This window comes from Stenotrophomonas sp. INTA L402-1 (genome assembly GCF_059295135.1).
Genome location: NZ_JCAFWP010000101.1, coordinates 1 through 907, shown reverse-complemented (window position 1 = coordinate 907; position 907 = coordinate 1). Strand labels below are relative to the sequence as shown.

The window sequence follows — 907 nt, the reverse complement described above, 5'->3', positions numbered from 1 at the left end:
CTTGAACGCCTTCCGCGGTGAAACGGCAGAACTTGCGACGACGGAAATAACGTGCCATATGGCTAGTCTCCAGAATCTATCAATTCAATCTGCTCGGCATGCAAAACCATTTTGCTCAGTCCGTTCTTTGCCTTGTGGCATGAAATGAACCCCTGAACGGTTATGCGACTGCCGACCGTTATACTGTGAGTAATGGCCTGGTTTTCGTGTCCGCTAACAATAACGGGCATTTGACACCATGCCTGCCGGTGAAAACCGGCTTCCTCCTGCACAGAACGATGCTCAAGCACGAACTGGCAGTGAGGAATTCCTGATGGACTGACCTTTCGAAGGGGAGTCCTGCACACGGTGCCGGACAACACCAGACGGTTGGTCATCAGAAATTACTCTTCAGAATCCCCAGCTTCAGCATCATCAGCGGTTTCGTTTGCGAAATCATCGCGACGCTCACGGCGCTCGTCTTTCGCTTTAACCATCGGAGATGCTTCGGTAACAGCGTGCTTGGTACGCATAACCATGCTGCGGATAACGGCATCGTTAAAGCGGAAGTTTGTTTCCAGCTCATCGATCGCTTCCTGCGGCGCTTCAACGTTCAGCAGAACGTAGTGAGCTTTGTGCAGTTTGTTGATCGGGTAAGCCAGCTGACGGCGGCCCCAGTCTTCCAGACGGTGGATCTTGCCTTCTGCACCAGTGATGGCAGCAGTGTAGCGCTCGATCATGCCCGGAACCTGTTCGCTCTGGTCAGGATGGACCATAAAAACGATTTCGTAATGACGCATCGAATTGCTCCTTACGGATTATTCAGCCTCCTGTCTGGGTCAGCCGAATCCCGGGGAGGCAAGGAACGTGTTAAAGGTCGGCTGAAAAATGACGCGTTATAGTACTGACATACCCCGCTAAACTCAAG

Annotated in this window: 2 protein-coding genes; both read right to left on the bottom strand. The window is 52.1% G+C overall.

Annotated elements, in window-relative coordinates; all coding sequences use genetic code 11:
* Positions 1-62: 62 nt before the first annotated feature.
* A complete protein-coding gene (gene priB / locus AC5O77_RS21690; RefSeq protein ID WP_001296681.1) occupies positions 63-377 on the bottom strand; it encodes a primosomal replication protein N in 315 nt (104 codons plus the stop codon).
* 6 nt (positions 378-383) lie between these two features.
* Positions 384-779, bottom strand: a complete 396-nt coding sequence (gene rpsF / locus AC5O77_RS21685; protein WP_224142518.1) for a 30S ribosomal protein S6 — start codon at positions 777-779, stop codon at positions 384-386.
* Positions 780-907 lie beyond the last annotated feature (128 nt).

Bases quoted from the DNA above. Each gene is read 5' to 3' on its own strand.
- priB (WP_001296681.1), bottom strand. From the start codon at position 377: ATGACCAACCGTCTGGTGTTGTCCGGCACCGTGTGCAGGACTCCCCTT.
- rpsF (WP_224142518.1), bottom strand. From the start codon at position 779: ATGCGTCATTACGAAATCGTTTTTATGGTCCATCCTGACCAGAGCGAA.